The following is a 20,426-nucleotide window of genomic DNA, read 5'->3' as shown; positions in this document are numbered from 1 at the left end:
CGAAGGCACGGTGCGTCGTTTCATCAGAATACGCAATGTGACCCCGGCGATAAGCAGCCAGTAGCCAAACACCAAGAGCCAACTAATTACGGTATAAAAGGTTGTCATAAAGGCAAAAATTTCCGTTGGTAAGCCACCAATAAAGAGTGTACGCACAGAACAACAAAGGTGAAACCTTTTCTAGGCCATTAAGTTACATAAAAATGATTGACCAAAGGGACTTGCCGAAAACAAAAAACATGCTTTCTATATTGTAGGCGTCAATACAGCGATAAACGGGCGACTTGGATCGCGCGTTGAAAGGGCTATAATGCCCGCGGTTGGCATTGATGGGTAACGTAAAATGAGACGCAGTAGAAATGAAGTGGGCCGCTGGAGGATGTTACGGCAGAGCCAGCGGCGCAGGCACCGTTGGCTGGAACGCCAGTCGTGCAGCAATCGGCATATCATTCGTGTTCGCCGTCGTTTGGACGATCAACACCGCAGAGCCTTATTGTTCGTTGTGGCTTACGAGTGGTAAAACAAAAACAGCCCGTTATGGGCTGTTCTGTTATTTGCAGGTCTTGGGTTATTTACCCAGGTAGGCGTTCAACATCCACACCTGTTTTTCCTGCTCTTTAATGTAATCGCTCATCAGCGAAGAGGTGCCCTCATCACCGGCCTCTGCGGCCAGCGTCAGCAGTTCGCGCTGCTGTTGCAACAAAATGGCGTAACCTTCCAGCAAGCCACGCAGGGTGCCTTTATCGTCGGTGACATTGGTGTCTTCCTTGATATCTGCCGTTTTCAGATAGTCACTGAAGGCGTGGCGAGGCTGTGAACCCAGCGTCAGAATACGCTCTGCCAGCTCATCCACTTTGGTCAGCAGGTCATTGTAGGTTTCTTCAAACTTGACGTGCAGTTCAAAGAAGTGCGGGCCGGAAATATTCCAATGGTAGCCGCGTACGTTCATGTACAACACTTGGTAGTTCGCCAGTAAGGCGTTCAGTGCTTCAGAGAGTTTTGCTGATTGTTTGGTGTCTAGGCCGATATGAGTCTTGGTCGCTTTCTTTGCCGTTGCCATAATAATCTTCTCCTGATTATTTGTTTCGATTATCTAGATTGATATCCATACAAAACAGGTTAACCGGATCTATCATAAGGTTAAAGTTGCTACTAAGCATCAATTCAATCGTTCAAACCAATTTAGCCGTCGTCTTTCAAGCTGCTTACATTCATCAATGGGTTTGTCGGGTAGGGGCGCTGCATGCTGCGCCCACGGAACCTCATCGATTAAATTACACCTGCGCACTTTTGCGTAAAGCAAATTTTAGCACACCGGCGCTCAGGCTGGTGAGCAATGCGGCGGCGATCAGCACGGCAATAAATGCCTGATCAAAGGCGCCCCTAGCCAACTGGGTCAGTCTTTCTGCGCTGTCAGCCCCCATTTCTCCGGCCAGCCGTAACGCCTCATCAATGCTGTCATAAGCGAGATCGCCTGCAGGCAGATTGGCAGGCAATACCAGGCTGTGGCTATAGACCGCCGTCATCAACCCGCCCAGCAGCGTGACGCCTAACACGCCACCCAACTCCCACGAGACATCTTCAATGGCGGCGACCATGCCTGCCTTGTCTTCGGGGGCGTTGAGCATAATAGCCGTTGAGGCGGCGGTGATGGCACCGCCGAGGCCAAAACCCACCACAAACAGGCAGATCAACTGCATAATGACGTTGCCTTGATACCATAGGGCGACACCGGCAATGCCTAAAGCGGTGAGAATAAAGCCGCCCACCAACATGTAGCGTTCGCCATAACGCGGTAGCAAAGCCCCTGCCAACGGGCCAGCCAGAGCGGAGGCTACCGGAATGGGTAAAATAAACAGCGCGGCCAGCAGCGGCGTCATGCCTAGCACCAACTGTAACCGCTGGCTTAACACCAGTTCGACCCCGATCAGCGCGATCATTGAAACGATCGCCACACCGACACCGCTGGCAAACAGGCGATTGCGGAACAGGGAGAAATCGATCATGGGGTATTGTGCCCGCTGCTGGCGGCGGACAAACAGGGTCAGGAACAGCGTACCGAGCGCCGCCGCAATGGCGAAGTCACCTAGGGAGAACGCGGGTTTGCTCAGCTCTTTCAGCGCATAGATCGACGCCACCAGGCCGAACATGATCTGTAGCGAGCTGATAAAGTCGCAGGGGCGTTGACTGTCTCCGCCGCAACGAGGGATCAGATATACCGCCAGCGGCAGGACCAGCATCACCACCGGCACGTTGATCAGAAATACCGAGCCCCACCAGAAATAGGACAGCAGAACGCCGCCTACCACCGGGCCAAGCGCGGCGGCACCGGAGGCCACGGCGGCCCAGATGCCAATCGCCAGCGCACGTTCACGCTCATCGGTAAAGACGTGGCGCACAATGGATAGCGTGGCCGGCATCATCATCGCGGCTCCGATGGCCAGGAAAGCCCGTGACGCAATCAGCAGTTCGGCACTGGGGGAGAACGCGGCGCACAGTGAGGCCAAGGCAAACACTGGCAAACCGGCGATAAACATTTTTTTGTGGCCAAGACGGTCGCTTAACATGCCAGCGCCGGGAAGGAGGCCAGCAACCACCAACGGGTAGGCGTTAACGATCCACAGTTTTTGTGAAGCGGTGGCATCCAATGCCTGAGTCAGGCGAGGCAACGCGGTGTAAAGTACCGTCATATCGGTAATGATTAAAAATAGCGCACTGGAGATCATTGCCAGGATCAACCAGCGGTTTTGGGCGTGCATAAAGAGTATCCTAGTAAACCGATGACGCGGCTGCGTCACCTTACGGTAACCACCGGTAGCACCGAGGGTATACTGCTATAATATAAATCCATACGTACGTATTGAAAAGGGGCTTTCTCAATGGGGCGTCAACGGAGTATCGATCGTGACAAGGTGCTGGATACCGCAGAAGAGATTGTGGCAACTCTGGGTGCAGCAGGGCTAACCATCGATTCGGTGGCCAAGGCCATGGGGATCTCCAAGGGAGGAGTGCAATACTGCTTTGGTAGCAAAGATGCGCTCATTGATGCGATGTTTGACCGTTGGGGCAAGGTTTATGAGCAGGTTTTTGACCATATCGCGGGTAGCGATCCGGACCCGCTGACCATCGTCCAGGCGCATATGCAGGCGACATGCAGCTCTGATCAGGCTTCCAGCGCCAAGGCTGCCGGACTCATGGCGACGTTAATTCAAACGCCAGAACATCTTGACAGCACGCGAGAATGGTATCGCAGCCGCATAGCAGGTTTGGATCTGACCACCGAAGCGGGGAGAAAGGCGCGTTTGGCCTTCCTGGCTACCGAAGGAGCCTTCATGCTGCGCTTCTTCGGCTTTATGGATATTACCCAGCAGGAATGGGAAGAGATGTTTGGCGATCTGCAAAAGTGGGTTCTTACCGAAACGGCTCGCAATGGTTGACCTATCACACTGATAGATGGCGATCGCTCCGCGCGGCGAGTATGTTTAACGCATAAAGATATTCCCTCGAAGAACCCACTTTTAGCCAGCCACCTCCGTGCTGGCTTTTTTTTGCCTAAAAAACCTGCTTGAACGGTTTGACCGTGACGTCTCCGTACACGCCTGCATCTACATACGGGTCTTGCGCTGCCCAGGATTTTGCTGCTTCCAGCGAAGGGAACTCGGCGATCACGGTAGAACCGGTAAACCCAGCCTGGCCCGGATCGTTGCTATCGATAGCGGGGTTAGGGCCAGCGACCACCAACCGGCCTTCATCACGCAGCGCCTGCAGGCGAGCCAGATGGGCGGGGCGAACGGCCAGGCGCTGTTCCAGCGTGCCCGATACGTCTTGTGCGTAGATCAGATAAAGCATATTTCACCTTTAAAATCATTGCCATAGAGGGGTAATCACAAAGTAGCGCAAAACCTGTGACAAGGGAATGCCAATCCAGATAAAAATTCATTACCGTGCTGAAGATAGCTGCGCGTGCTGCGATTGACGAGTGAGGGAACACATTGGTTAACAGTCCGTATGCAAAGCTCAATAAAAGGCTAATTAAAAGTTAATATCCCTATGAGTTTGCTGGTTTTAGCGCCTAATGATGCCGATTAAAGCGATAGTTTGTCTTTCGTTATTGAATATGATTGCTATTTGCATTTAAACTTGGCGCACCAGAGGAAACAGAATCATTATGCCGCTAAACAAAATGTTCCTTATTCGCCGAATTTCCGTGCCAATTGTCCTCTCCGTTGGTTTGCACAGTGCCCTGGTGGCCGCCTTGCTCTACGCTTCCGTCAACGAAGTGTTGGAGCTGCCGAAGCAGGAAGATGCCCCTATCAGCGTCATGATGGTGAATATGACCGCGCTGGCAGAACCGCCACCGCCGGCTGCGGCGGAACCGGAGCCACAGGTGGAACCGGATCCTGAGCCAGAACCGATCCCGGAGCCCGAGCCGCCACCGCCGGTACCGGTCGCCATCCCTAAACCGGAGCCGGAGAAACCCAAGCCGAAGCCAAAACCGAAACCGAAGGTAGAGAAACCGGTCAAGCGTGAAGTGAAGAAGACCGAACCGCGTGAACCTTCGCCGTTCGATAATCAATCTGAAGCCAAGCCGATCGACAAGGCACCGGTTAAACAGGCTCCATCAGCACCCGCGCCGGGAACTTCCCGTGAGTTGGGGCCGAAAGCCCTGAGCATCGGCAAGCCGATGTATCCACCGCGTGCCCTGGCATTGCAGATTGAAGGCAAGGTCAAGGTTCAGTTCGATGTTGATAGCGACGGGCGGGTTACTAACGTGCGTATTCTGTCCGCGGAGCCACGTAATATGTTCGAACGTGAGGTGAAGCAGGCAATGCGTAAATGGCGCTATGAGGCCAAAACCGCGCAGAACCTGACGAAGACCATCGTCTTCAAAATGGAAGGTTCAACGGTCGAGTAAGCAATAAAAAAGGTCGCATTTGCGACCTTTTTGCTATCTGACGTTAGCTTACTCGCCAACGCGGAAGTTCATCTTACCGTCTGGCAGGGCGCGAGGGCTGCCGCCATCATCTACTGCTACATAGGTAAAGACCGCTTCCGTGGCACGGTAACGCTGGCCAATCGGGGCAGAAGACACTTTCTTGACCCAAACTTCCACATTAATGGTAATCGAGCTGCGGCCACTGCGGATACAGTTGGCATAGCAGCACACCACGTCACCTACGGCGACCGGCTTGAGAAAGGTCATACCATCTACCCGAACGGTCACCACGCGCCCTTCGGCAATCTCTTTGGCCAGGATCGCGCCGCCGATGTCCATCTGCGACATCAGCCAGCCGCCAAAAATATCCCCGTTGGCATTGGTATCTGCTGGCATGGCCAGCGTGCGCAGCACCAGCTCACCGCTAGGCAAAGGTCGTTGTTCGGTCATTATTTCTTCTGCTCTTCTGGCATATGACGGTAAATATAGATACCGCTCAACAGGGTGAAGACCAGCGTCAGCACGGTCAGGCCAAATACTTTGAAGTTAACCCAAACGTCCTGCGGCATCCAGAATGCGACATAGATATTGGCTAAGCCGCAGGCCAGGAAGAACAGGGCCCAGGCAAGGTTAAGGTGGTTCCAGACACTGTCCGGCAGGCTCAGCTCTTTACCCAGCATGCGTTGGATCAGCGGCTTTTTCAGTATCAGTTGGCTGATCAGCAGCGCCAGGGCGAACAGGGTGTAGATGACCGTGACCTTCCATTTGATAAACAGGTCGTTGTGGAACACCAGGGTCAAGGTGCCGAATACGGCGACCATGGCAAAGGTGATCAGCGTCATCTTCTCTACCTTGCGATATTTCAGCCAGGTAAAGACCAGTGCCAGGGCGGTGGCGACGATCAAGGCCCCCGAGGCGACGTAAATATCGTAAAGCTTATAAAAGGCAAAAAAGACAATCAGGGGTAGAAAATCAAGAAACTGCTTCATAAATCAATCCATCATAGGTTCATCGGGCGACTATACCGGATTTGGCGCGGTCTGTGTATCGCCCTAAAGGGCAGATTATCGGTGTTCGTCCGTTAGATTGCTGCTGTAAACACCAGAATTTGCATAAACTTACGATTGTTACCGTCGGTTATTTGCAAGCACTGGGCGTACGTCGCATATTAAGCACAATAATAGCCGCATAATTTACCCTGGAAAATAGCTATGCAGTGGAAATCTCTCCGGGCGTGGACGCCTGGTTTGACGCATTTGTTAGGATATGAACGCAGTTGGTTGAAGCCGGATATTCGTGCTGGGTTATCGGTCGCAGCGGTAGCTTTGCCGGTGGCGATCGCCTATGCCGAATTGGCCGGTGTCAGCCCGGTGGTTGGGCTTTACTCCTGTATTTTACCGATGATCGCCTATGCCATTTTTGGCTCGTCACGGCAGCTGATTGTCGGGCCGGATGCGGCAACCTGTGCGGTAATCGCCGCCGTGGTGACTCCGTTGGCCGCAGGAAGTATGGAGTTGCACTGGCAGCTCACCATCATGATGACCGCCATGATGGGAGCTTGGTGTCTGTTGGCCAGCCGCTTCCGGCTCGGGGCCTTGGCAGACCTGCTTTCTCGCCCGATCCTCAGCGGATTGCTGAACGGTGTGGCGGTGACCATCATTGTCGATCAGATCGGTAAAGTGCTGGGGTTCAGTATGCCACCGGCGCAGCTGATTGAACGCATTTACGCCTTGCCCAGCAATATTCTGCACAGCGATTGGCTGACGATGGGTATTTCATTGCTCACGCTGACGATGCTGGTGGGAGTTAAAAAGCTGCGGCCCAACTGGCCAGCGCCATTGTTTGCCATCGTGCTGGTCGCCTTCATCACCTGGGCGGGTAATTTGCAGCAGCACGGCATCATTACCGTAGGGGGCTTCAGCGGTATGCTGCCCATCGTTCAGTGGCCGGATTTTCAACCGGGCTTACTGCGTGACATGGTGATACCTGCACTCAACCTGGCGGTGGTCAGCTTTGTCAGCATGATGCTGACGGCGCGCAGCTTTGCGGCGAAGAATGGCTACGAGGTTAATGCCGATGCGGAGTTCCGTGCGCTGGGGCTGGTGAACATTGTTTCCGCGCTGTCACAAGGGTTTGCCATCAGCGGCGCCGATTCGCGTACGGCAGTAAATGATGCCAACGGCGGCAAGAGCCAGCTGGTATCGATTATTGCCGCCATCGTCATCGGCATTGTGCTGCTGTTCCTGACTTCGCCGCTGCAATTTATTCCGGTAGCTGGGTTAGGCGTGGTGCTGATATACGCCGCTTGGTCGTTGCTCGACATTCGCGGCCTCTGGCTCCTGCGCAAGCGAAATACCCAGGCGTTCCGGCTGGCGGCCTTTACCTTCGTTAGCGTGCTGTTGGTGGGGGTGATTAGCGGTATTGGCTTAGCGGTTTTGCTTGGCCTGATGCAGTTTCTCCGCACTGTATTTCGCCCAACGGAGCAATTGCTGGGGGTTAATGAGGAAGGCATGATCCACTCAATGGGCAACAACAACGGGGTGAAGGCGGTGCAGGGCGTGATGATGTACCGCTTTAACTCCCCATTGACCTATTTTAACGTGGCCTACTTCAAACGGCGCATCCTCAATCTGGTCGACAGCACGCCGTTCCAGCCGCGTTGGGTGGTGGTGGATGCGGTGGCCAGTTTTACCCATGCGGATATCAGCGTGCTAGCGGCCATTGATGAGTTAAAACGTGATTTGTTACAGCGTAACGTAAAGCTGGTGCTGGCCGGACGGCGCACCGAGTTAACGCGCTGGTTCCGTATCAATCGGGTTGGGCGGGATAAGGATTTGATCTTGGTACCCGACCTCTATCTGGCACTCAAGCTGATACAAAGTAAGGAACAGGCCGAACCCGCCACGGCGCAGTAAATAAAAAGGGCACACCAAAAGCGTGCCCTTAAACGTCAACTGTCTCGGTTTATCTTTTATCTAAGGACACGCCAGAAGCGGGCGTTGTGTCGCGCAGTAACATATACAGCCGGAACAGATAAATCAGCAGCAGGGCAGAAACCAGATTGCTCAATGCGGTCAGCACTATGCTGGCAACGTGTGGTGTCAACACCGACAAATGGCTGACCATAAACAGCACCAGCAGTTTGGCCGCCAGCCACAGCATCATCGCCGGTACGATCACCCGCGCGTTGGCAAAGGCCAGCTTGCAGCTCAGCTTCAGTGAGGCAAACATGCCTTTCCCATCGGCTACGGAAATCACCGGGGCCAGTGAGAACGAGATCGCCAGGATCACGCCGGGCACGACGAACAGCGTCAGGCCTAGCTGGGTCAGCAAGGTGCAGACAAACAGCAGCAACAGTAAGCGCGGCAATAGCGGGGCAGATATCCCGATAGCCCGCAGCGCACTGGTACGCTGGCCTTCAGAAACCAGGCGGATCAGCGTCAACATGCCCCCCACCAGCAGCACGTTACCCACTAAAGCGGAAATCGTGGCGGCGGCGGACACTTTCAACAGCACCATCTGCTGTTCAGGCGTCATTTGCTGAATGATTTCCTGGATCCCCATGCCGGCACCGGCGTTGGAGGCCAAATCACTTTCCGTCGCGGTCAGGATCTTCAACTGCTCGATATCGGGGCTGAAAGCCTGATTAAGCAGCACAGAAATGAATGCGGTCAGCAGTGCCAACAGCACAATGCTGGCAACCTGATTACGGAAAAAGTTAAAACTGTCACGGTACAACGTGTTGGCCGTAATTGGCATGCTTGGCATGCAGACTCCTTGGCAGTCGGGAACGTAGTTAAATCAGTGGACGATTGTACCCTGTTCCGCGCCGCTGTGGCACCCCGTGAATGGCACTGTGCTGATTTCTTGGGCGATTATGGTCTCTGGTAGCGATAATGGCAGTGGCACAGGTAAGGGTGGCAAGCCATAGCGTTCACGGGCCCGATCGCAGGCTTCATTGCGCAGGCCGTTTTCCCCTGATTGATCGAATTCGCGGCAAGGGCTAGGACGATTGGGATAGATCGAACATGAAACCGCCTGGCCAATTTCACCTACCAGTGAGGTGCAGCGCGGGGACTTGCTGTTAGTCCCCTGCATACAACGCAGAAAAGGACTTAAGGGTTCAGTTAAAGAGATAGGTACCACGCCGCCGCCATCTTCCGCTTCGGCCCAATAGAATGATACTCGGAAATAACCGCAGCAGGCGCCGCAGCTGGTGCAGGGATTTTGAATTTCGCTCATCTTGATTGCCACCGACTCCTTACCGGCCCAACCAAAACCAACAGGAATGATGAAATTACGCATCGGCATTTTTTTTAGCAACTTTTTTTGGTAACAGAAATTCAAACATGCATCAAATTTGCAACAAATGGCATTTATTGATTCAGATCAATTATCGATTTATTAGTACCTTAAGTGGCTTTGTTTTTGGTGGGAATTTAAATTTTTACACTTAAGATGTGATCTCGAGTGGATCATGAATACCTGTTAATAGGTATATTCATCGGGACTGTAAACCACACAAATGGAATGGATAATGAAAAAGACAACTCTGGTGGTGTTAGGGGCTTTGATGGCTCCTATGGTAGCAAGCGCGCATCAAGCAGGTGATTTCCTGTTCCGTGCAGGTACTGCAACGGTTCGTCCAAATGCGGGTTCGGACAACGTTTTAGGCCAAGGGTCTTTCAACGCCAATAACAACACCCAGTTGGGTCTGACTTTTGGCTATATGGTGACGGACAATATCGGCGTTGAATTGCTGGCCGCAACGCCGTTCCGCCATAAAGTTTCTCTGGGTGGCCCAGCGGTCAACGGGGATATTGCAACCATTCGCCAACTGCCACCAACGCTGATGGCGCAGTACTACTTTGGCGAGAAGCAAGACAAACTGCGTCCATACTTGGGTATTGGTGTGAACTACACCATGTTCTTCGACGAGAAATTCAACGACAACGGCAAGGACGCGGGTTTAAGCAACCTGGATCTGAAAAATTCCTGGGGTGTTGCCGGGCAGGCGGGTCTGGATTACAACCTGGATGAGCACTGGATGCTGAACATGTCGGTTTGGTGGATGAATATCGAGACCAAGGTTCGCTTTGACGCGGGTGATCAACATCAGAGCGTTGATACGCGTCTGGATCCGTGGGTGTTTATGTTTGGTGCGGGCTACCGCTTCTAAGGCAGCAATAAAGGAGGCGCTGTTCGGCGCCTCCCTCTTCAGTTATTTAATGCGCATATCGTTTTCGACGGATTTAACCCCCGCCACGCCGCGTGTGACCTGAATGGCACGATTAGCATCGGCGTTGGAGCTGACAAAACCGCTCAGCTGTACCCGGCCCTTAAAGGTTTCAACGCTAATCTCGGTGGACTTGATGGTTTTATCCGCCAGCAGTGCTGACTTCACCTTGGTAGTGACGACCGTATCGTCAATATAGCCGCCAGTCCCTTCTGATTTTGCCGTTGGAGCACAGGCAGAAACTGCCATAGCCAAAATAGCCGCCGTGCACAGCGCCGAAAGGGTTTTAAATAGCTTCATAAATGACTCTCCTTGCAAATGTTATTGTTGAAATGAAAGGCTGATTTCTATCAGCTAACGGAAACGTACGCACTGAACCACCGAATAAATAGCGGTAAATATGATTGTGGGGCAGGATGCGGGTTTGTTCAAACTGTTTGCAAAAATATCTGCAGCAAGACTTAGGGTAAACAAAGTGTTATCACCGGATACCTTCTCCGTATCCGGTGATTGAGGGCTGGGAGATTAAACGCGGGTAGCGGCTTTCATTTCACGCACAAACTTGCCGAGCTTGGCTAGCATTTCTGCCGGTTGTGCCTGATTCTGTTCGATGATTTTAACAATTGCCGAACCGGAGATTGCCCCCGTTGCCCCGGCTTGCAGCGCATCCTTGACCTGCGAAGGTTCGGAGATACCAAAGCCTTGCAGCGGTGGTGCTGCATGATACTCGCGCAGCTTATTGACCAGATGGTGCAGCGGCAACTGCGCGCGGCTTTCCGTCCCGGTTACCCCGGCGCGTGACAGCAGGTAAGTGTAACCCCGGCCGTGGGACGAGATTTCACGCAGTAAATCTTCGTCCGCATTGGGCGGGCAGATATAGATTGGCGCAATGCCGTGGCGAGTTGCCGCCGCGCGGAAAGGTGCTGACTCTTCGAAAGGCACGTCCGCGATCAAGACCGAATCCACACCTGCCCGCGCACAGCGCTGATAAAACTCGTCAATACCACCGTGAAATACCAGGTTGGCATACATCAGCAGGCCAATCGGAATATCAGGGTGTTTCTGGCGGATCGCTGCCAGCATTTCAAAACAGTGCGTTGGCGTGACGCCAGAAGCGAAAGCACGCAGCGCTGCACTTTGAATAGTTGGGCCATCAGCCAACGGATCGGAGAAGGGGATCCCCAACTCCAAGGCATCTGCACCGTTTTCCACCAGCGTATCGATGATCTGTAACGACAGCGTCGGGTTTGGGTCGCCGAGGGTTACAAACGGTACGAAGGCGCCTTCTTTATTATTTTCCAACCGTTTGAACAGTTGCTGATAACGTTCCATCAGATTTCTCCCCGTGCTTTCAGAATGTCGTGAACGGTAAATATGTCTTTGTCGCCGCGGCCGGACAGGTTAACCACCAGGATCTGTTCTTTCTGCGGCTCTTCACGGATCATTTTCAGCGCGTGCGCCAGGGCATGGGAAGACTCCAACGCCGGGATAATCCCTTCGTGGCGGGAGAGTTCCTTGAAAGCCTCCAAGGCTTCATCATCGGTGATTGACACGTATTCTGCACGGCCGATGCTGTTGAGATAGGCGTGCTGCGGGCCAACGGAAGGGAAGTCCAAACCGGCGGAAATCGAGTAAGACTCCTCGATCTGGCCTTCAGAGGTTTGCATCATCGGTGATTTCATACCGAAGTAGATCCCCACCTTGCCATGTTTCAGCGGCGCGCCATGCTGGCCGGTTTCGATCCCCAGGCCGGCGGGTTCAACGCCGATCAGGCCAACGCTGGCATCATCGATAAAGTCGGCAAACATGCCGATGGCGTTAGAACCACCGCCAACGCAGGCCAAAACGGCATCCGGCAGACGGCCTTCACGCTCCAGCACCTGAGCTTTGGTTTCTTCGCCGATCATGCGTTGGAATTCACGCACGATGGTCGGGAACGGGTGCGGGCCTGCGGCAGTGCCCAGCATGTAGTGGGCCTTCTCGTAAGATCCAGACCAGTCGCGCAGCGCTTCGTTACAGGCATCTTTCAGCGTGGAAGAGCCGCTGTGCACCGGGATCACTTCTGCTCCCATCAGGCGCATACGGAATACGTTAGGTGATTGGCGTTCAATGTCCTTGGCACCCATGTAGATACGGCATTTCAGACCGAGCAGGGCGCAGGCCAGCGCAGAGGCCACACCGTGTTGACCCGCGCCGGTTTCTGCAATGATCTCGGTTTTGCCCATGCGTTTGGCAAGCAGCGCTTGGCCCAATACCTGGTTGGTTTTATGGGCACCGCCGTGCAGCAGATCTTCACGCTTCAGGTAGAGCTTGGTTTTGCTACCGGCAGTCAGGTTTTTGCACAGCGTCAGTGCCGTTGGGCGGCCCGCATAGTTTTTCAGCAGATCGATAAACTCTGCCTGGAACTCTGGGTCACGCTGGGCGCTGACGAAGGCTTCTTCCAGTTGTTTCAGGGCTGGCATCAAAATTTGCGGCACATACTGACCGCCAAATTCGCCGAAGTAAGGGTTAAGCAGCGTCATTATTTTTCCCGTTATTATCCGTTAAATGAGGTTCGCAATCAGTAGGCGCGCAGGGTTTGGAACACCGCCGCCAGACGCTCGGCATCTTTGATGCCGGGTTGGCTCTCTACGCCCGAGTTGAAATCGAGGCCCGCACAGCCCAGCAGGGCCGCATCCACGCAGTTGTCTGCACTCAGGCCACCAGCCAGCATCACGTTGTCCAGCGTTTGGCCCTGCAAAACCGACCAGTCAAAGCGAATCCCGGTACCGCCAGCGCCGTTATCCAGCAGATAACGATCGACCTGTTGCAGATCGCGAGCGGGCAGGCTGTCTTTCACGCTCAGGGCTTTCCAGATCTGACAGGTGGCTGGCAGCTCGGCGCGCAAGGCGTTGATATAATACTGGTTTTCCGCACCGTGCAACTGCACCGCATGCAGACCAAGGCGCTCAGCAGTTTGCGCTACCGTATCGATCGGTGCATCACAGAAAACGCCCACGTATTTCAACGGCGCTCCGGCGATCACTTCCCTGGCGCGAGCAATGTCCACGTTACGCGGGGAACGGCTAACGAAAATCAGACCACCGTAGTTGGCACCGGCCTGATAAGCGGCAGCGGCATCTTGCGGCCGGGTCAGGCCACAGACTTTGTTGTCGCCCAGGACCACGCGGCGTACCGCCCTGCGCAGGTTGGTTTCCGACATCAACGCGCTGCCGATCAGAAAACCGTTGGCATAGCGGCTGAGTTCACGGATCTGGCGATAGTTATTGATGCCGGATTCGCTGATCACCGTCACGCCATGTGGCACTTTAGGTGCCAGGGTGCGGGTGCGATCCAAATCGATAGACAGATCGCGCAGGTCGCGGTTGTTGATGCCAATCACTTTGGCTTCGAGCTGTATCGCGCGCTGTAATTCTTCTTCGCTGATCACCTCGGTCAGCACGCCCATATTCAGGCTGTGTGCCACCGCGGCAAGTTGGCGGTACTGTTCGTCATCGAGCACCGACAGCATCAACAGAATGGCGTCGGCCTGGTAGTGACGTGCCAGATAGATCTGGTAAGGGTCGATCATAAAGTCCTTACACAGCACCGGCTGGGTCACGGTTTTACTCACCAGCGGCAGGAAATCGAAGCTGCCCTGGAAGTATTGCTCATCGGTCAGCACCGAGATCGCCGAGGCGAAGTCCTTATACACCGAAGCGATTTCTACCGGGTCAAAATTCTCGCGGATCAGCCCTTTGGAAGGAGAGGCTTTCTTGCATTCGAGAATAAATGCCGTTCTGGTGCCTTGTAGTGCATGATAAAAGCTACGCTCGCTTGGCACGATTTCGTTTTGAAAGCTGGCCAATGGCTGTTGTTGCTTACGTGCCGCGACCCACTGCGCCTTGTCACGAACAATCTTGTTGAGCACGGTTTCCTGCATCATTTATCCTCTTGCTGCCAAAGCAGTGACACGCTGGTAAGCTTGCCCACTGTGGATCATTTCCAATGCCTGCTGCGCGTTCTGGCGCAGGTCTTCCTGTCCGAAAAGTTTCAGCAACAGTGCGACGTTGGCGGCGACTGCCGCGGCGTGCGCTGGCTCACCTTTACCTTGTAACAACCTTGCCAGAATGTCACGGTTTTCTTCCGGCGACCCGCCCAGCAGGGAACCCAGCGGGTGGCTGTCCAACCCGAAGGATTTAGGCGTCAGTTGATAACTTTCAATTTCGCCGTCATTCAGTTCGGCTACGTGAGTGGCGGTGTGGATCGCCACTTCATCCATACCGCCACCGTGCACGACGGCGGCGCGTTGATAACCCAGTACGCGCAGGGTTTGGGCGATGGGCAGCACCAGTTCCGGGCTGTAGACCCCAATGACCGCCAACGGTGGATGAGCCGGGTTAATCAACGGCCCGAGTACGTTGAACACCGTGCGTGTCTTCAACTGTTGGCGTACCGGCATCGCATGGCGGAAACCGGTGTGATATTGCGGCGCAAACAGAAAACACACGCCCAATTCGTCCAATGCCTTGCGGGACTCTTCCGCTGGCAGATCCAGGCGGATCCCGAAAGCCGACAACAGATCGGATGAACCGGAACGGCTGGAGACGCTGCGGTTGCCGTGCTTGGCGACCTTGACTCCACAGGCTGCGGCGACAAAGGCGCTTGCCGTGGAGATATTGATGCTGTTGGTGCCATCACCGCCGGTACCGACGATATCCGCGAAGGCATAGTCTGGCCGTGGGAACGGTAGGGCATCGGCCAAGAGTGCTTTGGCTGCCCCGGCGATCTCCTCCGGGCGTTCACCGCGGACCTTCATGCTAATCAGTGCTGCCGCCAGTTGGCTAGGTTCCAGCTCACCGCGCACGATAGCGCTGAACAGCTGCTGGCTTTCTTCCTGGCTCATCGACTCTGAGCGATACAGTTTTTCAAGAATAGGTTGCATAGTCGGTTCCCCTTAATTATTTCGCCAGCGCCCAGGCTAAAGTCTGCTCAAGCAAACGCGCGCCTTGGGTGGTCAGAATGGATTCTGGATGGAATTGGAAACCACATACGCGGTGTTCATCGTGACGCACTGCCATCACCATGTCGCCGAAGCGGGCATTGACGGTCAGTTCTTCAGGGATATTGCTGCCGACCAGCGAGTGATAGCGGGCGACCGGCAGCGGGTTGGCCATACCGGCAAACATCCCCTGGTTATCGTGAGTAATGGACGACGCCTTGCCGTGCAAGATCTCGCCGGCCTGGCCAACGTGGCCACCATAGGCTTCCACAATCGCCTGGTGGCCGAGACAGATACCGATGATCGGCATCTGGCCGCGCAGGCGTTGCAACAGCTCGGGCATACAACCGGCGTCGGCTGGAGTACCAGGGCCTGGGGACAGCATCAAAATAGGCTGCTCCATCTGTTGCAGGCGCGCGATGATGATCTCGGCGGCAATCTGGTTACGGTAAATCACGACCTGATGGCCGCTGGCACGCAGCTGATCGACCAGGTTGTAAGTAAAGGAGTCGACGTTGTCGAGCAGTAAGATATCGGCCATTAGAAAATCTCCTTGGCCTGGTGCGCGCTGGCGATAGCACGCAGCACGGCACGTGCCTTATTACGGGTTTCATCGGCTTCCGCCTGTGGAACGGAGTCCAGTACCACACCGGCACCGGCCTGCACGGTGGCAACACCGTCCTCAACATACGCGGAACGAATGACAATACAGGTATCGAGATCGCCGTGAGCGGTAAAGTAGCCCACTGCGCCGCCGTAGCTGCCACGGCGGGTGCCTTCAGAGGCGGCAATCAGCTGCATGGCGCGCACTTTCGGTGCGCCGCTCAGCGTGCCCATATTCATACAGGCCTGATAAGCATGCAGTACGTCGAGATCGCCTCGCAGCTTGCCGACCACGCGGGAAACCAGGTGCATTACGAAAGAGTAACGGTCGACCTTGGTCAGGTCGGCAACATAGCGACTGCCAGCCTCACAGATGCGTGCCAGATCGTTGCGAGCCAGGTCGACCAGCATCAGGTGTTCCGCCAGCTCTTTATGGTCGGTGCGCATTTCCAGTTCGATGCGGCTGTCGAGATCCAGGTCCAGCGAACCGTCGGCGCGGCGTCCGCGAGGACGAGTACCGGCGATCGGGTAGATTTCGATCTGGCGGTTGGTAGCTTCATATTTCAGCGCGCTTTCCGGCGAGGCACCGAACAGCGTGAACTCGTTGTCCTGCATAAAGAACATGTAAGGGCTTGGATTGTTTTCCTTCAGCGTCTGGTAAGCCGCCAGCGGGTTAGGGCAAGGCAGGGAGAAGCGACGAGAAGGCACTACCTGGAAAATCTCACCGTGGCGGATGGCCTGCTGCAACTGGCTGACTACCGCGCCGTACTCTTCATCGCTCTGATTGCAGCTTAGCTGCATGTCTTCCAGTTTCTGCTGAGGAATGGCGATTGGAGTTTGTTGCAATTGCACCTGAAGCTGTTCGAGACGCTGCTGTAAACGCAGGGTTTCAGCGTTGTCACCGGTAAATACGCTGGCTTGTAAACGAGCTACGCCGCGTTGGTGATCCAGCACCAGCAGCGTTTCCGCCAGATAGAAACAGAAGTCCGGGCAGCGTTGGTCTTGGCGCAGCTCCGGCAGGTCTTCAAAGCCAGCAACCAGGTCATAGGCAAACAGGCCGCCGAGCAACATGGCTTCACGCTCATCAGCCGGGGCATCGACCAACGTCAGCATCGTACGCAATGCATCAAACACCGACAATGAACGCAGGCGGGCATCTTCATCTTGTACCGTATCAATCGCCGGGAAAGTTAACTCACGGCCATTAGGGCGAGCCTGGATTTGAACGTCGGCAGGCAAGGCCTCATCCAACAGTGGCAGCAGGGCCGCGCCGTTAGCGGTCAGCGCTTGAAGGCTGACCTTGCGGCCTAATGCGGTAATGCGAAGGGCACTGTCGACAATCAGCAGGCTTTTCAGGTTCTGCTTGCTGTTGATTTCCGCAGAATCCAGCAACAGTGTGGCAGGGCGAGCGCCGCACAGCTGATGAAAAATCGCCGTCGGGTCGCTGCGGTAACCGGCCTGTGCCGTGAGTAGTTTGAGCTGTGGTTTGAGGTTCATCTTCGGTAGTTCCAGTCAAATCTTGTCCATAAAAAAGCCCGCTGTAATGAGCGGGCCTAGGGAATCTGCAGTGTCAGATGACAGGTATGCGTGATTACTCGACCCTTGATTGGGAAGTACGCCACCAGCGAAGAAGAGAAGTGTGCTTAGTCATCATTGTGCTCTCTGTATAATCATCCAACTTATTCATCTAACACGGTCACTGTCACCACCGTGAACTTGTGTACTAGTTAACTGGAACGGAAAGGCAATGTCAACTCTCTTTTTGCACATTATATTAGCGGCAAGAGTGAAATGATTAATCTATCGGGAGCGCTATCGGCAGAATAGATTTCCGTCCGGCCAACCATAACGGGTATGATAGAAAGCCAAGCCATCGCAGGATATCCCTTTTGACAGACAGCAGCCCACAACCCTCCGCTTTTACCCTGTACGATCTCCACAGCCACACCACCGCTTCGGACGGCTATTTAACGCCGACTCAGTTGGTGCAACGAGCCGTTGAGATGCGCGTTGGCGTGCTGGCTATTACCGATCATGATACCACTAACGGATTGGCAGAGGCCGCGGCCTCGATAGCCGATCTCGCCTTGCCCTTGCAGCTGGTTAACGGCGTGGAAATTTCTACGCTGTGGGAAAACCATGAGATCCACATTGTTGGGCTGGGGCTCGATATTGCCCATCCGGCGCTGTTACAGCTGCTGGTCGAACAGACCGAGCGCCGTAATCTGCGTGCGCAGGAAATCGGCGTTCGGTTAGCGAAAGCGCGTATTCCCGATGCCTATGCCGGAGCGCAACAGCTAGCGGGGGACGGCGCGGTCACCAGAGGGCATTTTGCCCGTTTTCTGGTGCAGCAGGGCATGGCTGACAACATGGCGCAGGTGTTCAAGAAGTATCTTGCCAAAGGGAAAATCGGCTATGTTCCGCCACAGTGGTGTACAATAGAACAAGCCATTGATGTCATTCATCAATCCGGTGGCCAAGCGGTGATGGCGCATCCGGGCCGTTACGATCTGACGGCCAAATGGCTGAAACGTCTGCTGGCCTATTTTGCCGAACACGGCGGTGATGCGATGGAGGTGGCGCAGTGTCAGCAAGCTCCTCATGAGCGTACGGTGTTGGCTAAATATGCGCAGGACTACCAATTATTGGCGTCTCAGGGTTCGGATTTCCATCAGCCCTGTTCGTGGATTGAGTTGGGGCGCAAACTGTGGTTACCCGGCGGTGTTGAACCGGTTTGGCGCGATTGGCCACAGCCCTAGCCAACCCTAGTTTATCCTATGGATTTCAAGCTATGGCTGAAAGACGACGGGTATAGATTGATTTAACGCGGGCGTTGTCGCGCGCGTGCATCATTTTCAGGAGTTACAGATGAGCCAGCTATTTTATATTCACCCGGACAATCCGCAGCCGCGCCTGGTCAATCAGGCCGTAGAGGTGCTGCGCAAGGGCGGTGTGATCGTCTATCCAACAGACTCTGGCTACGCGCTGGGCTGCAAACTTGAAGAGAAAACGGCCTTGGAGCGTATCTGCCGTATTCGCCAGTTGGACGGCAACCACAACTTCACGCTGATGTGCCGCGATCTGTCCGAGCTGTCGACCTATGCCTATGTGGACAATTCGTCGTTTCGCCTGATCAAGAACAATACGCCGGGCAACTACACCTTCATCTTGAAAGCGACCAAAGAAGTGCCCCGTCGGCTGATGAATGACAAGCGTAAAACCATCGGCCTGCGCGTGCCATCCAACCCGATCGCTCTGGCATTGCTGGAAGTGCTCAATGAGCCAATGATGTCGACTACGCTGATGCTGCCAGGCAATGACTTTGCCGAATCCGATCCGGAAGAGATCAGCGAACACCTTGGCAAGCAGGTGGATCTGGTGATCCACGGCGGTTTCCTGGGCCAGCAGCCGACCACGGTGATCGATCTGACTGAATCCTCCCCGGAAGTGATCCGTGAAGGGGCGGGCGATCCAGCGCCTTTCCGCTAAACTGCCGGATGAAGTCAGTGCCAAGGAGGGACAAAGCCTGTATAATAAGCGGTTGGTTTTGACCAAGTGCTAATCTTTGCGGCCGTCTCTCCTCGGTGAGAGTGGCGGCAAAGTCCCCCCGACGCCTGTGAAGGCGCAATGTTTAAATTAATTGTTTAATAAAAACAACAACATAATAAAAACACAATCTGAGGGGGGTGGGTTTGTGTGACAGCTTTTAGCTCAAGTTGTATTCCCTAATGTGTTACACACTAGTCACAAATCATAATGTTAAAAGGGTTGTGTTCGTGAAGATAAAACGTAAATCATTTGAACAATTCTTAATGCACGACATTGAAGAGCTTGACGCTGAGATCCAAGAGGGATATTTGGAGCAAGCTTTTCCTTTGATTGGTCAGATAGTCATGTTTTTCAACACATTGGAAAAAGACTTAGATCATATGATTTATGAGAGCTTTAGTGATCGTTCAGATCAGATGGGGATAATAGTTATTAGCGGTATGAACTATTCTGCAAAAGTTGATCTGTTCAAAAGATACTCTGACATGTTTCATTGGGGCTTTCAGAAGGAAGTCCCGGGTTTTGAGCTGCTGATCAAGGACCTTAGAGAATGTGGTCGGTTAAGAAACTTAACTGTTCATGCAGATTGGAATAATACAGATATTGAGGGTTATACGTATCTGGGGACTAAGATAACCAAGGATGGGATAAATCAAGAATACATACAGTTTAGCATTGACTCCCTGAACAGCATTCTTGAACTGATCCACCATACCCGATTTAAACTAAGTGATTATTATGAAACTCGTACTGAAATCCTTTCCAACTGGCCCACATGAAAGTTTCAGTTTCCTTGGTCGCAGAGTTGCACGAATAATTAGCTGAACAACTCACAAGGAAGGATTTGGGCGAGCCTGAAAATGGTCATTCACTGTCGCCGTTGATGGTGAGGGCAGCCCAACCAACCAGCTTTCTAGTAATCTTAAGCGTTAATCAATGTCGGGCAACTGAGTTGGCTTAAGGTAGGTTCATAGCTGAAAAGTGTTAAGATGAGACGTAAGCGTCCGGCGAACTCACATTGTTAACGATGCACCGTTATCACATTCTAACCTCGGTCAATATGACAACGCTGAGGTAAAATATGACAATACGGTATTCTCGTAGTGAACGGCAGCAGCATC

Annotated in this window: 23 protein-coding genes and 1 other annotated feature; of the genes, 8 read left to right on the top strand and 15 right to left on the bottom strand. The window is 53.9% G+C overall.

Annotated features, from left to right (window positions below; all coding sequences use genetic code 11):
- A partial coding sequence (locus tag ACLQ7H_RS03980) for a hypothetical protein (protein WP_411751549.1) occupies positions 1-108 on the bottom strand: 108 nt, incomplete at its 3' end.
- Between the two features lie 235 nt (positions 109-343).
- Here ACLQ7H_RS03980 and ACLQ7H_RS03975 point away from each other — a divergent pair.
- Entirely contained in the window at positions 344-520 is a 177-nt protein-coding gene (locus tag ACLQ7H_RS03975; RefSeq protein WP_004945296.1) for a YciY family protein, read from the top strand.
- A 48-nt stretch (positions 521-568) separates the two neighbouring features.
- Here the strand turns inward: ACLQ7H_RS03975 and ACLQ7H_RS03970 are convergent, their stop codons facing one another.
- Together ACLQ7H_RS03970 and ACLQ7H_RS03965 are read right to left on the bottom strand one after the other, a co-directional pair.
- Complete coding sequence (locus ACLQ7H_RS03970; RefSeq protein ID WP_021181236.1) at positions 569-1,060, bottom strand: Dps family protein; 492 nt, start codon at positions 1,058-1,060, stop codon at positions 569-571.
- Between the two features lie 214 nt (positions 1,061-1,274).
- Positions 1,275-2,759 carry an MFS transporter gene (locus ACLQ7H_RS03965; protein ID WP_411751545.1) on the bottom strand — a complete coding sequence of 495 codons (1,485 nt, stop codon included), beginning with the start codon at positions 2,757-2,759 and terminating at the stop codon, positions 1,275-1,277.
- 120 nt (positions 2,760-2,879) lie between these two features.
- On the opposite strand from ACLQ7H_RS03965, the gene ACLQ7H_RS03960 reads away from it, so the two are divergent.
- Positions 2,880-3,437: a TetR/AcrR family transcriptional regulator gene (locus ACLQ7H_RS03960; protein WP_411751544.1), complete on the top strand. Its 558-nt coding sequence runs from the start codon at positions 2,880-2,882 to the stop codon at positions 3,435-3,437.
- Positions 3,438-3,552: 115 nt separating this feature from the next.
- Here ACLQ7H_RS03960 and ACLQ7H_RS03955 read toward each other — a convergent pair whose 3' ends face one another.
- Positions 3,553-3,849, bottom strand: a complete 297-nt coding sequence (locus tag ACLQ7H_RS03955; protein ID WP_411751543.1) for a YciI family protein — start codon at positions 3,847-3,849, stop codon at positions 3,553-3,555.
- A gap of 319 nt (positions 3,850-4,168) precedes the next feature.
- Here ACLQ7H_RS03955 and tonB point away from each other — a divergent pair, with 319 nt between their 5' ends.
- Positions 4,169-4,915, top strand: a complete 747-nt coding sequence (gene tonB, locus ACLQ7H_RS03950) for a TonB system transport protein TonB (RefSeq protein WP_411751542.1) — start codon at positions 4,169-4,171, stop codon at positions 4,913-4,915.
- Between the two features lie 48 nt (positions 4,916-4,963).
- Here tonB and yciA read toward each other — a convergent pair whose 3' ends face one another.
- Both yciA and ACLQ7H_RS03940 read right to left on the bottom strand, forming a co-directional pair.
- Complete coding sequence (gene yciA / locus ACLQ7H_RS03945) at positions 4,964-5,386, bottom strand: acyl-CoA thioester hydrolase YciA (RefSeq protein ID WP_021181241.1); 423 nt, start codon at positions 5,384-5,386, stop codon at positions 4,964-4,966.
- A complete protein-coding gene (locus ACLQ7H_RS03940) occupies positions 5,386-5,925 on the bottom strand; it encodes a septation protein A (RefSeq protein WP_411751541.1) in 540 nt (179 codons plus the stop codon). The genes yciA and ACLQ7H_RS03940 overlap by 1 nt, the downstream gene beginning before the upstream one ends.
- A gap of 222 nt (positions 5,926-6,147) precedes the next feature.
- On the opposite strand from ACLQ7H_RS03940, the gene ACLQ7H_RS03935 reads away from it, so the two are divergent.
- A complete protein-coding gene (locus ACLQ7H_RS03935; protein WP_411751540.1) occupies positions 6,148-7,851 on the top strand; it encodes a SulP family inorganic anion transporter in 1,704 nt (567 codons plus the stop codon).
- Positions 7,852-7,900: 49 nt separating this feature from the next.
- Here ACLQ7H_RS03935 and ACLQ7H_RS03930 read toward each other — a convergent pair whose 3' ends face one another.
- Entirely contained in the window at positions 7,901-8,695 is a 795-nt protein-coding gene (locus ACLQ7H_RS03930; protein WP_411751548.1) for a YciC family protein, read from the bottom strand.
- 42 nt (positions 8,696-8,737) lie between these two features.
- The gene (locus ACLQ7H_RS03925) at positions 8,738-9,178 is read right to left on the bottom strand and encodes a YkgJ family cysteine cluster protein (protein ID WP_411751547.1); all 441 of its coding nucleotides are present in this window, start codon (positions 9,176-9,178) and stop codon (positions 8,738-8,740) included.
- 295 nt (positions 9,179-9,473) lie between these two features.
- Between ACLQ7H_RS03925 and ompW the strand changes: the two genes are divergently transcribed.
- Positions 9,474-10,115: an outer membrane protein OmpW gene (ompW, locus tag ACLQ7H_RS03920; RefSeq protein ID WP_411751539.1), complete on the top strand. Its 642-nt coding sequence runs from the start codon at positions 9,474-9,476 to the stop codon at positions 10,113-10,115.
- 42 nt (positions 10,116-10,157) lie between these two features.
- Here the strand turns inward: ompW and ACLQ7H_RS03915 are convergent, their stop codons facing one another.
- The 7 genes from ACLQ7H_RS03915 to ACLQ7H_RS03885 all read right to left on the bottom strand — a co-directional run bounded on the left by ACLQ7H_RS03915 (position 10,158) and on the right by ACLQ7H_RS03885 (position 17,253).
- Entirely contained in the window at positions 10,158-10,472 is a 315-nt protein-coding gene (locus ACLQ7H_RS03915) for a BON domain-containing protein (RefSeq protein WP_411751538.1), read from the bottom strand.
- A 225-nt stretch (positions 10,473-10,697) separates the two neighbouring features.
- Positions 10,698-11,504, bottom strand: coding sequence for a tryptophan synthase subunit alpha (gene trpA / locus ACLQ7H_RS03910; RefSeq protein WP_411751537.1), 807 nt, complete (start codon positions 11,502-11,504; stop codon positions 10,698-10,700).
- The gene (trpB, locus tag ACLQ7H_RS03905; protein ID WP_411751536.1) at positions 11,504-12,694 is read right to left on the bottom strand and encodes a tryptophan synthase subunit beta; all 1,191 of its coding nucleotides are present in this window, start codon (positions 12,692-12,694) and stop codon (positions 11,504-11,506) included. The genes trpA and trpB overlap by 1 nt, the downstream gene beginning before the upstream one ends.
- 38 nt (positions 12,695-12,732) lie before the next feature.
- Positions 12,733-14,094: a bifunctional indole-3-glycerol-phosphate synthase TrpC/phosphoribosylanthranilate isomerase TrpF gene (gene trpCF, locus ACLQ7H_RS03900; RefSeq protein ID WP_411751546.1), complete on the bottom strand. Its 1,362-nt coding sequence runs from the start codon at positions 14,092-14,094 to the stop codon at positions 12,733-12,735.
- Positions 14,095-14,097: 3 nt separating this feature from the next.
- The gene (gene trpD / locus ACLQ7H_RS03895) at positions 14,098-15,096 is read right to left on the bottom strand and encodes an anthranilate phosphoribosyltransferase (protein WP_411751535.1); all 999 of its coding nucleotides are present in this window, start codon (positions 15,094-15,096) and stop codon (positions 14,098-14,100) included.
- 16 nt (positions 15,097-15,112) lie between these two features.
- The gene (locus ACLQ7H_RS03890) at positions 15,113-15,694 is read right to left on the bottom strand and encodes a glutamine amidotransferase-related protein (RefSeq protein WP_411751534.1); all 582 of its coding nucleotides are present in this window, start codon (positions 15,692-15,694) and stop codon (positions 15,113-15,115) included.
- Positions 15,694-17,253, bottom strand: coding sequence for an anthranilate synthase component 1 (locus tag ACLQ7H_RS03885; RefSeq protein ID WP_411751533.1), 1,560 nt, complete (start codon positions 17,251-17,253; stop codon positions 15,694-15,696). The genes ACLQ7H_RS03890 and ACLQ7H_RS03885 overlap by 1 nt, the downstream gene beginning before the upstream one ends.
- Before the next feature lie 28 nt (positions 17,254-17,281).
- Positions 17,282-17,386, bottom strand: a sequence feature (Trp leader region).
- A gap of 259 nt (positions 17,387-17,645) precedes the next feature.
- Between ACLQ7H_RS03885 and rnm the strand changes: the two genes are divergently transcribed.
- The 3 genes from rnm to ACLQ7H_RS03870 all read left to right on the top strand — a co-directional run bounded on the left by rnm (position 17,646) and on the right by ACLQ7H_RS03870 (position 20,084).
- A complete protein-coding gene (gene rnm, locus ACLQ7H_RS03880) occupies positions 17,646-18,515 on the top strand; it encodes an RNase RNM (RefSeq protein ID WP_411751532.1) in 870 nt (289 codons plus the stop codon).
- 109 nt (positions 18,516-18,624) lie between these two features.
- Entirely contained in the window at positions 18,625-19,245 is a 621-nt protein-coding gene (locus ACLQ7H_RS03875; protein ID WP_021181255.1) for an L-threonylcarbamoyladenylate synthase, read from the top strand.
- 287 nt (positions 19,246-19,532) lie between these two features.
- On the top strand, positions 19,533-20,084 hold the full coding sequence (locus ACLQ7H_RS03870) for a hypothetical protein (RefSeq protein ID WP_411751531.1): 552 nt from the start codon (positions 19,533-19,535) through the stop codon (positions 20,082-20,084).
- The last annotated feature ends 342 nt before the right edge of the window (positions 20,085-20,426 follow it).

The organism is Serratia sp. (in: enterobacteria), from assembly GCF_046715635.1.
In the GTDB taxonomy this organism is placed as follows: Bacteria; Pseudomonadota; Gammaproteobacteria; order Enterobacterales; family Enterobacteriaceae; genus Chania.
This window is presented reverse-complemented; position numbering and strand designations above follow the sequence as displayed.

Excerpts from the sequence above, each read along its gene's own strand:
- yciA (WP_021181241.1), bottom strand. The coding sequence starts at position 5,386 with ATGACCGAACAACGACCTTTGCCTAGCGGTGAGCTGGTGCTGCGCACG.
- ACLQ7H_RS03970 (WP_021181236.1), bottom strand. The coding sequence starts at position 1,060 with ATGGCAACGGCAAAGAAAGCGACCAAGACTCATATCGGCCTAGACACC.
- ACLQ7H_RS03975 (WP_004945296.1), top strand. The coding sequence starts at position 344 with ATGAGACGCAGTAGAAATGAAGTGGGCCGCTGGAGGATGTTACGGCAG.
- trpB (WP_411751536.1), bottom strand. The coding sequence starts at position 12,694 with ATGACGCTGCTTAACCCTTACTTCGGCGAATTTGGCGGTCAGTATGTG.
- ACLQ7H_RS03890 (WP_411751534.1), bottom strand. The coding sequence starts at position 15,694 with ATGGCCGATATCTTACTGCTCGACAACGTCGACTCCTTTACTTACAAC.
- ACLQ7H_RS03885 (WP_411751533.1), bottom strand. The coding sequence starts at position 17,253 with ATGAACCTCAAACCACAGCTCAAACTACTCACGGCACAGGCCGGTTAC.
- ACLQ7H_RS03935 (WP_411751540.1), top strand. The coding sequence starts at position 6,148 with ATGCAGTGGAAATCTCTCCGGGCGTGGACGCCTGGTTTGACGCATTTG.
- ACLQ7H_RS03965 (WP_411751545.1), bottom strand. The coding sequence starts at position 2,759 with ATGCACGCCCAAAACCGCTGGTTGATCCTGGCAATGATCTCCAGTGCG.
- ompW (WP_411751539.1), top strand. The coding sequence starts at position 9,474 with ATGAAAAAGACAACTCTGGTGGTGTTAGGGGCTTTGATGGCTCCTATG.
- trpA (WP_411751537.1), bottom strand. The coding sequence starts at position 11,504 with ATGGAACGTTATCAGCAACTGTTCAAACGGTTGGAAAATAATAAAGAA.
- ACLQ7H_RS03940 (WP_411751541.1), bottom strand. The coding sequence starts at position 5,925 with ATGAAGCAGTTTCTTGATTTTCTACCCCTGATTGTCTTTTTTGCCTTT.
- trpD (WP_411751535.1), bottom strand. The coding sequence starts at position 15,096 with ATGCAACCTATTCTTGAAAAACTGTATCGCTCAGAGTCGATGAGCCAG.
- trpCF (WP_411751546.1), bottom strand. The coding sequence starts at position 14,094 with ATGCAGGAAACCGTGCTCAACAAGATTGTTCGTGACAAGGCGCAGTGG.
- tonB (WP_411751542.1), top strand. The coding sequence starts at position 4,169 with ATGCCGCTAAACAAAATGTTCCTTATTCGCCGAATTTCCGTGCCAATT.
- ACLQ7H_RS03875 (WP_021181255.1), top strand. The coding sequence starts at position 18,625 with ATGAGCCAGCTATTTTATATTCACCCGGACAATCCGCAGCCGCGCCTG.
- ACLQ7H_RS03930 (WP_411751548.1), bottom strand. The coding sequence starts at position 8,695 with ATGCCAATTACGGCCAACACGTTGTACCGTGACAGTTTTAACTTTTTC.
- ACLQ7H_RS03925 (WP_411751547.1), bottom strand. The coding sequence starts at position 9,178 with ATGAGCGAAATTCAAAATCCCTGCACCAGCTGCGGCGCCTGCTGCGGT.
- ACLQ7H_RS03915 (WP_411751538.1), bottom strand. The coding sequence starts at position 10,472 with ATGAAGCTATTTAAAACCCTTTCGGCGCTGTGCACGGCGGCTATTTTG.
- ACLQ7H_RS03960 (WP_411751544.1), top strand. The coding sequence starts at position 2,880 with ATGGGGCGTCAACGGAGTATCGATCGTGACAAGGTGCTGGATACCGCA.
- ACLQ7H_RS03955 (WP_411751543.1), bottom strand. The coding sequence starts at position 3,849 with ATGCTTTATCTGATCTACGCACAAGACGTATCGGGCACGCTGGAACAG.